Origin of the sequence: Campylobacter sp. RKI_CA19_01116, assembly GCF_025771405.1 — a bacterium.
Classification (GTDB): domain Bacteria; phylum Campylobacterota; class Campylobacteria; order Campylobacterales; family Campylobacteraceae; genus Campylobacter_D.
In genome coordinates, this window is record NZ_JAKMQF010000002.1 from 261041 (window position 1) to 269425 (window position 8385).

Genomic DNA, 8385 nt, shown 5'->3' on the forward strand with positions numbered 1-8385 from the left:
AAAAACTCCTTGAATTTTTAAAACCACCACATATTAGCAAAGAAAAACTTATTTTTATGATTAAAACAAATAAAAAATAAACAATACTCTTAAAAATAATAATTTTTTAGCTTATTTTGTAGCTAAAAGTAGCATTTTGTAGTATTTTTATCTGATTTATTATGAAATAAATAATGATAATGTTTATCTAAATTTAAGAAAGCTAGTACTATACTTGCGACTATGATTTTAAAAATGAATATCATTTCGGAGTAAAATAGTGTTTAAAAAAATAAGCTTGTTGATAATTTTTTTATTTTGTACTATTGTTTATGCTAGAGAGATTGATTATCAAAAAGAAGCCCAAGCAATCAAACAAATTTTAAATGAAAGTATGATTTTATACAAAGAAAATAAAAATTTAGAAGCAAAGAAAAAAGCAGAAGATGCATACTTTCAGCATTTTGAAACCATGGAAGGCTCTATTGGGCGTAATGTTGGTAGAAAAGCCATTGTTATGGAGCGTAAATTTGTTAATTTAAGAAAGTTATATAAAGATAAAGAAGATTTTTCTAAAATAGAAGCTTTGATTAGTAGTTTGTATTTTGATTTAGATGAAATAGTTCCTATTTTAGAAAAAGGCTTCCAGCTTAAAGCTGAAGCTAGTGATGTAAATTATGATAAAAAAGCAGCTGAAAACTCATCTTTAAAAGCAGAAAAAGAACGCCAAGCACAAGCTGAAGCGATGTTTGCTGCTTTGCTTGGAGAGAATGTTAAAGAACAAACTTCACAAAACTCAACTCAAAGTTTGATTGCTCAAGAGCAAGACACTCAAAAAGATGAAGCATTGCTAGCTTTACAAGAAGCTTCGACTTTGGATGCAAGGTTGCAATTTTTAATGGATTCTATGATTTCAAAGCTTGATCAGGCTGCATTAGCTTTTGTAAATAAAGACTATCAAAAAGCTAAAGATTTGATTCAATCAGCATTGTTTGAAGACTATAGAAATTCAAAAGTAGAAGTTTTAGTGGCAAGATATACTAAGGCAGGAGTGGATAAAAAAATTCAAACTAAACTTAGAACTATTATAAGAAAAATCAATGCTAATATTTTAGATGAAAAAACTATTAGAGATGAAATTTCAAACATATCAGATTTATTATATGAAGCGTTTTTAGCTCTACCTAAAGAAGAATTAGCCTTGCTTCAAGTTAAAGGCTTTGATGAAAGTGCTATGAGTACTAAAAACTATACTAAAGTATATGATGATATGAAAATTGCTCTTAATGATATTTTGCAAAATTATGAGGGATTTAGTTTAAATAGTATAGATGCTTTGCAAAATGTGTATTTGGATATTTTTGAAGCAAGTGGCATGGAAAGTAAAATTGGTGCTATTGATAGTGCTTTAAAATTAAAAATAGAAAGTTATTTTTCAAAAGGTGTTGCACTTATTAAAGCAAGTGCTTCTAAAGAAGAATTAAAACAAAATTTCGATGAGCTTAGTGCCTTAGTGGAAGGCTCTTTAGATAAAATTCAAGAATCCTCACCTATGTCTTTATTTATATGGGCTTTGGGTATTATCTTAAGAGAGGGTTTGGAAGCTTTAATTATTATTGTAGCTATAGTTTCATACCTAGTTCAAAGTGGCAATAAGAAGCGTTTAAATATAGTATATTCAGCACTTTGGAGTGGGGTATTTTTAAGTTTTGTAACAGCATTTTTTATTTCATGGATTTTTAAAGAACAAGCAGGGCAAAGCAGAGAGTTACTAGAAGGCATTACTATGCTTGTGGCTGTTGCATTATTGTTTTATGTGGGTTTTTGGCTTTTATCAAATGCGCAAAATAAAAAATGGGCAAATCACATAAAAACTCAAGCAGTTGAAGCTATATCAAATAATTCAGCAAAAACCTTATGGTTTAGTGTGTTTTTAGCTGTATATAGAGAAGGTGCAGAAACTATTCTTTTTTATCAGGCTTTATTATTTGATGCAAAAACAAGCACGGATTATAGTTTTATATTTATAGGATTAGCTAGTGGATTAATTATACTTGTCATACTTTATTATTTATTAAAAGCTGGTGCTTTAAAAATACCAGTAAAACAATTTTTTTATATAACTTCATACATTATTTTTTATATGGTCTTTGTCTTTACGGGCAAAGGCGTTGGTGAGCTCATAGAAGCTAAGGTTATCACCCCAAGCTTGCTTCCTTTTGATTTTGAAGGAATTTTGTGGCTTGGAATTTATCCTTACTATGAGAGTATCATACCTCAGTTTATGGTTTTAATCTTACTCATTATGGGTATTTTTATAACAAAGCAAATTTCAAATAAAAGGGAAAAAATATGAAAAAAACTTTATTAAGTTTAGGCGCAGCAGCTAGTATTTTAGCTAGTTCAGTTTTTGCAGCAGAGGTGCCAATTGGCGATCCTTATGAATTAAATGGTATGGAAATAGCAGCGGTTTATTTACAACCAATCGAAATGGAGCCAAGAGGGATTGACCTTGCAGCAAGTTTGGCAGATATTCACCTTGAAGCAGATATTCATGCATTAAAGGGTAATAAAAACGGCTTTCCAGAAGGCTTTTGGATCCCTTATTTAACTATAGCTTATAAGCTAACTAATCTTGATAATGGTAAAGTAAAAACAGGAACTCTTATGCCTATGGTTGCAGATGATGGCCCTCACTATGGTGCAAATTTAAAAATGGATACAGGCATAGGAAACTATGAGTTAGTGTTTTTAATAGAAAGTCCAGAAAAACAAGGTTTTGGACGCCATGTTGATAAAGAAACAGGTGTTGGTAAGTGGTTTGAGCCATTTTCAGTTAAATATAACTTCAAATACACAGGAAAACCTAAGTGATTTTTTCCCTAGCTTTTTGCTAGGGTTTATTTATGAAATTATTGATTTTATAAATAAATTCTATCAAAGAAGAGCCTATGTCGATTTATTTTGTACATTTTTTTGGAGTATTTTTTTCTTATGCACTTTTAAGTGCTTTATTTTTTTATAATCTAAAAAATTCTTTAGTGTTTAAACTTGCTTTTGTGGGTTTTGTTTTTTCTTATTTTGCTTTTTTTATTAGCGCTAAAACACTAAGTTATGATTTGCTATATTTTTCTAATGATATTTTATTTGTTTTATTGTTTTTGGGTATTATCATTTTTTCTTTTATAAAAAATAATTTTTTAAAAGAAAAAATTCAAGCAATATTACTTTTTTTACTATCTTTTGCTTTTGGTATAAAATACTTACATATTTCTATTGACTTTCCTATATTAAGCACTAATTTTTTAGATTCTTTAGCGATTAGTTCTTTTGGGTTAATTTTGCTTGCTTTTGTTGTGTGTTTTGGGATTTATCTTTTTACAAGATGGTTAAGGGAATTTAAATTTAAGTTTTTAAATTTATTTTTATTTATTATCGTGATTTTTTATCTAAATGAAGCTTTAGCGCAAATTTTATTGCACCTTATGAGAGAAGGCGTGGTAGAAACAGAAAGTTTATATTTAAGCTATGTGGCAAAAAGTGTATATTATGCTAAATTTTATACTTATGTATGGTTTTTATTGCTAGGAATTTGTATAGTTTTAGCTCTAAAGCAAAGAGTGAGTGAAAACAGCAAGAAAAAAGATTTTGATATAGAATTTAGAAAAAATCAAGCAAAAAATTCAACTATAACTAATTTTAGTGCAAGTATTTTTAGTGCTATGGTTTTAAGTCTTTGTATTTTTCTCTTTTATGACTTGCATGCTTCAAGACCGGTAACCATAGACGAGCCAACCTATGTAGAGCCAAATGAAAATGATGAATTTGTTTTTGATGTAGCGATTTTAAGAGATAATAACTTACATCGCTTTGCTTATATTAGCGATGAGGGTAAGGTGGTGAGATTTTTTTTAATTAACAAAAGAGAAGATAAAGACTCGCCAGTAGCAGTTTTTGATGCTTGTAGTATATGTGGGGATATGGGGTATGTTAAAAAAGGTGGAGAATTAATTTGTATCTCATGTAACGTTAGAATTTTCTTACCAAGTGTAGGTAAAGCAGGTGGGTGTAATCCTATCCCTATGAAGTATAAATTTGAAAATGGTAAGGTTATCATACCTTTTTCAGAAATTTTAGATGGGGTTAATTTTTTCACTCAAGTAGTAGAAAAGAAAGTTTATGATCCTATTGATCATACTGAATTAATTAATTTAAAAGCGCCAAGATCTTATGTTTATAAAGGTAGAACATATTTTTTTGCTAATGAAAAAAACTATGAAGAGTTTAAAAACGATCCTTTAAAATACATCGATATGAATAAATCTTCAAAATATAGAATTCATAATTTATTAGGAAATGACTATGCAAGTTAAGATTGTAAAAAATTCCATTTTTCAAAATAAAATTCAAAAATCTCTAGCTTTGTTAACGATTTTTTTAGCTACTTTACTTATGGCTACTATGTTAAATCTTACTTTGGGTATAGGTAATGAAATCACAAAAGAATTAAGAAGTTATGGGTCAAACATTTTAGTTTTACCTAAAGGTGCAAGTTTAAGTGTAGAAGTGGGTAATAAAATCTATGAGCCTTTGAAAAATCAAAATTTTTTAGAAGAAAACAAGCTTCATACTATAAAAGAAATTTTTTGGAGAAATAATATTAATGCCTTTGCGCCATTTTTAGATACCCAAGTAAAAATTCAAACTCCAAATGCAAATTATGAAAATATCTCTTTAGTAGGAACTTATTTTGATAAGGCTATAAAGATTCAAGATGATGATGATTTTTATGCGGGTATTAAAGAATTATACAAATATAGTCAAATCAAAGGAAATTACCCAAAAGATGATAGTTTAGATGAAATAATGCTAGGAATAGATTTAGCACAAAAGTATGATTTAAAAATAGATGATGAAATCACCCTTGTGCAAAATGAACAATTTTTTAAAGTGAAAATTGTTGGTATTATGGATTTAACCCAAGCTTTTTCAAATAAAATCATCACTTCTTTACTTTTAGCGCAAAAACTTTCTAAAAAGGAAGGTTTATTTGCTAAAGCAGAAGTTTCAGCTTTGACTATACCTGAAAATGATTTAGCACAAAAAGCAAGACGCGATGTAGATAGCCTTGATCAGCTTGAGTATGATCAGTGGTATTGTACTGCTTATGTAAGTTCTATTGCTTATCAAATCGCAGAAGATTTTAAAGGTGCTAGCACAAAAGTAGTGAGTGCGATTTCAGATGCAGAAAGTTTGATAGTATCTAAAATTCAATCTTTAATGGCAGTAGTTAGTATTATATGCTTAATCGTAGCTTCCATAGCCATATCATCTTTAATGAGTGCGGATATTTTTAGAAGAAAAAGTGAAATAGGGCTTTTAAAAGCTTTAGGTGCTAGCACTTTGCAAATTTATATGATTTTTGCGTTAGAAGGGGTTGTGGTAGCTTTAGTTGGGGCTGTTTTGGGCTTTGCTTTTGGTATAGGTATGTCAGAGATTATCGCCTTGAGTATATTTGAACATACCATTGAAATTTCCTGGATTATCTTACCAATTTGTTTATTTTTTGCAGTGCTTATAGTATTTTTAGGATGTTTGTTTTCTATCAAAGGAATTTCTAAACTTTCTACTTCAGAGGTTTTATATGGCAAATAATTTTTTTATGCAAGAGGTTTTTAAATCTCTTATTTTTTCTTATAAAAGAGTTTGTATTATTTTTATAGCTGTGTTTATGGGTGCTATGGTTAGTGCTTCATTTTTTAATATTTATTTTGATATTGACACAAAATTGTCCAAAGAATTAAAAGCTTATGGGGCTAATTTTATCATCACGCCAAAAGATGATGAGTTTTTAAGCATGGATGAATTTAATCAAGCCAAAGAAAACTTGAAAGCAAAGGCTTTAACCCCATTTTTATATGGTTTTTATAATCTTGAAAGCTCAAGTGCAGTGGTAGTTGGGGTTGATTTTGCAAATTTAAAGCTTACCAAGCCTTTTATGGAGGTTTTAAAAGGAGGCTTTTCTTTGAGTGATTTTAGTGAAGATAGTGCCTTTGTAGGGGCTGATTTAGCTAAACAACTTGAACTTAAAATAGGACAAGAATTGCAAATTTATAATCCAAGCATTTCCAAAATAGTCAAAGTAAAAATCAAAGCTATTTTAAGAAGTAACGATGAGCAAGATGGGGTTTTAATCATCTCTTTAAAGAAAGCTCAAGAGTTAGCAGCTAAAGAAGTGATAAATTATGCTCAAGCTATTTTGCTAGGTGATTATGAAAGTTTAGATCAAAAAGCAAAAGAGCTTAGCAAGGGCAATGTAGAAGCTAAAGTCATAGCTTCAGTATCTATTAGCGAAGGTGTGATTTTAGAAAAGATCAAAGCTTTAATGGCTTTGATTAGTTTAACTATTTTGCTCATTAGTTCTTTGAGTGTAAATACCACTCTTAGTGCGGTGATTTTTTCAAGAAAAAAAGAAATAGCCTTGCACCTTGCACTAGGAGCTAAGCATAAAGAAATCATCAAGCTCTTTGGAGCTGAAGTGTTTATTTTAAGTTTAAGTGCGAGTTTGCTTGGTGCTTTTTGTGGATATTTTTTGGCAAATATTTTTGGGTATTTGATTTTTAATGCAAGTATAGATTTTAGATTGCTTTCAGTATTTTTTGCGGTACTTGTTTCTTTGGTATTTGCATTTTTTGCAAGTATTTTGCCGCTAAAAAAAGCTTTAAAAATCAATGTTTGTGAAAATTTAAAGGGTGAGTGATGAAAAATATTATAAAAATTTCAAATTTAAATCGTAATTTTAATGAAGTTAAAGCTTTACAAAATATCAATCTAGAAGTAAAACAAGGCGAATGGCTAGCCATTATGGGTCCATCAGGTTCAGGTAAATCAACACTTTTAAATATACTTTCTTTAATGGATACTCAAAGTAGTGGGGAGTATTTTTTAGATGATAAAGAAGTTGGAAATTTAAGTGAAGAAGAAAAAAGCGTAATTAGAAGAGAAAAAATAGGTTTGATTTTTCAACAATTTCATTTAATACCTTATTTAAATGCTTTAGAAAATGTTATGCTAGCGCAGTTTTATCACTCAAGTATAGAGCAAAAAGACGCTATAATGGCGCTAGAAAAAGTAGGGCTTTCACACAGACTTACGCATTTACCAAGCCAACTAAGTGGCGGGGAACAACAAAGACTATGCATAGCAAGAGCTTTAGTAAATGATCCTGAAATTTTATTAGCAGATGAGCCAACTGGAAATTTAGATGAGGCAAATGAAAAAAATATTCTAGAGCTTTTTTGTAAATTAAAACAAGATGGTAAAACCATAGTTTTAATCACTCACAATCCAGACTTAGCAACCTTTGCTGATAGAACGATCATTTTAAGCCATGGAGTGATGAAAAGTGAAAATTAAAAGTATAATTTTAGCTTGTTTATGTTTAGTTTTTTTAAGTGCTTGTTTTGAAAACAACAATAAAAATGGCGGTAAAATAGGCCTAAAAGCACCAGAAATCGCAGCTAAAAATTTAGAAGGTGAGAAAATCAAACTAGCTGATTTTGATAATCTTATCGTTTTAACTTTTGTGGAGCAAGGTTGTGCATCTTGTTTAAAAGACTTACCACTTTTGGAAAAACTAGCTAACCAATACCCTAAAAAAATGACTATTTTAGCGCTTGATTCTATAGATAAGGGTAAGGATTTTGAAGAATTTGCTACAAAATATGATTATAAAAATATCACATTTTTGCAAGATGATTTAGATATCTCATGGCAAAGATTTAGCGTTTTTGCAGTGCCAACTACTTTTGTCATTAAAGATGGAGTTGTGCAAGATAAAATTATAGGAGAAAAACCATGGTCGCAACTAAAAGCTTCTATTGCTTCTTGGCTTTAATAAGCATTTTTTTCTTTAGTGCATGCTCAAATAATGAATTTCAAACCTTAAATTCAAATCAAAACTATACTTTTAAATATGATGGTTTTGAAAAAACCTTAAAAACACAAAATACAAATCAAGCTTACGCTTTATTTTTTTTCACGCAAGATTGTGGCGCATGTAATGCACAAATTCCTATGTTAAACGAGCTTAATAAAAAAAGAAACTTTCCTATTTTAGCGGTGCTAAATGGAGCTAATTCAAAAGAAGAAGCTCAAAAAATTCTTTTGGAAAAAAAGCTAGATTTGCCACTTTTATATGAAGCTAAAGCAAGCTCATTTTTATCTAAAGCTGTGGGTGGAATTTATGGTGTGCCTGTGATAGTTTTTTATGATGAAAAAGGCAAAATAAATGAAAAATTCATCGGACTTACCCCAAAAAGTATTTTAGAAAATAAGATTAAATTTTTACAGTAATTTTTTTATTGAAAGTATTAATATTGTTATGTTTAAAGTATTTAAGATAAC

At 29.5% G+C, this 8385-nt stretch carries 8 protein-coding genes; all 8 read left to right on the forward strand.

Features of this window, described 5'->3' with window-relative positions:
* Nucleotides 1-259 precede the first annotated feature (259 nt).
* Entirely contained in the window at nucleotides 260-2335 is a 2076-nt protein-coding gene (locus tag L8U41_RS02740) for an FTR1 family iron permease (protein WP_412175020.1), read from the forward strand.
* Nucleotides 2332-2853 carry a ferrirhodotorulic acid transporter, periplasmic binding protein gene (locus L8U41_RS02745; protein ID WP_012661874.1) on the forward strand — a complete coding sequence of 174 codons (522 nt, stop codon included), beginning with the start codon at nucleotides 2332-2334 and terminating at the stop codon, nucleotides 2851-2853. The genes L8U41_RS02740 and L8U41_RS02745 overlap by 4 nt, the downstream gene beginning before the upstream one ends.
* A 77-nt stretch (nucleotides 2854-2930) precedes the next feature.
* The gene (locus tag L8U41_RS02750; protein ID WP_263727744.1) at nucleotides 2931-4352 is read left to right on the forward strand and encodes a Fe-S-containing protein; all 1422 of its coding nucleotides are present in this window, start codon (nucleotides 2931-2933) and stop codon (nucleotides 4350-4352) included.
* Nucleotides 4342-5634 (forward strand): ABC transporter permease, encoded by a 1293-nt coding sequence (locus L8U41_RS02755; protein WP_263727745.1) that lies wholly within the window; start codon nucleotides 4342-4344, stop codon nucleotides 5632-5634. Before L8U41_RS02750 ends, L8U41_RS02755 begins: the two co-directional genes overlap by 11 nt.
* Nucleotides 5624-6739 (forward strand): ABC transporter permease, encoded by a 1116-nt coding sequence (locus tag L8U41_RS02760; protein WP_263727746.1) that lies wholly within the window; start codon nucleotides 5624-5626, stop codon nucleotides 6737-6739. Before L8U41_RS02755 ends, L8U41_RS02760 begins: the two co-directional genes overlap by 11 nt.
* Nucleotides 6739-7395 (forward strand): ABC transporter ATP-binding protein, encoded by a 657-nt coding sequence (locus L8U41_RS02765; RefSeq protein ID WP_012661870.1) that lies wholly within the window; start codon nucleotides 6739-6741, stop codon nucleotides 7393-7395. The genes L8U41_RS02760 and L8U41_RS02765 overlap by 1 nt, the downstream gene beginning before the upstream one ends.
* Nucleotides 7385-7876 (forward strand): TlpA family protein disulfide reductase, encoded by a 492-nt coding sequence (locus L8U41_RS02770; RefSeq protein WP_263727747.1) that lies wholly within the window; start codon nucleotides 7385-7387, stop codon nucleotides 7874-7876. The genes L8U41_RS02765 and L8U41_RS02770 overlap by 11 nt, the downstream gene beginning before the upstream one ends.
* Nucleotides 7837-8334: a TlpA family protein disulfide reductase gene (locus L8U41_RS02775; protein ID WP_263727748.1), complete on the forward strand. Its 498-nt coding sequence runs from the start codon at nucleotides 7837-7839 to the stop codon at nucleotides 8332-8334. The genes L8U41_RS02770 and L8U41_RS02775 overlap by 40 nt, the downstream gene beginning before the upstream one ends.
* Nucleotides 8335-8385 lie beyond the last annotated feature (51 nt).

Coding starts and splice junctions, on each gene's coding strand:
- L8U41_RS02745 (WP_012661874.1), top strand. CDS start 2,332: ATGAAAAAAACTTTATTAAGTTTAGGCGCAGCAGCTAGTATTTTAGCT.
- L8U41_RS02750 (WP_263727744.1), top strand. CDS start 2,931: ATGTCGATTTATTTTGTACATTTTTTTGGAGTATTTTTTTCTTATGCA.
- L8U41_RS02755 (WP_263727745.1), top strand. CDS start 4,342: ATGCAAGTTAAGATTGTAAAAAATTCCATTTTTCAAAATAAAATTCAA.
- L8U41_RS02760 (WP_263727746.1), top strand. CDS start 5,624: ATGGCAAATAATTTTTTTATGCAAGAGGTTTTTAAATCTCTTATTTTT.
- L8U41_RS02765 (WP_012661870.1), top strand. CDS start 6,739: ATGAAAAATATTATAAAAATTTCAAATTTAAATCGTAATTTTAATGAA.
- L8U41_RS02775 (WP_263727748.1), top strand. CDS start 7,837: ATGGTCGCAACTAAAAGCTTCTATTGCTTCTTGGCTTTAATAAGCATT.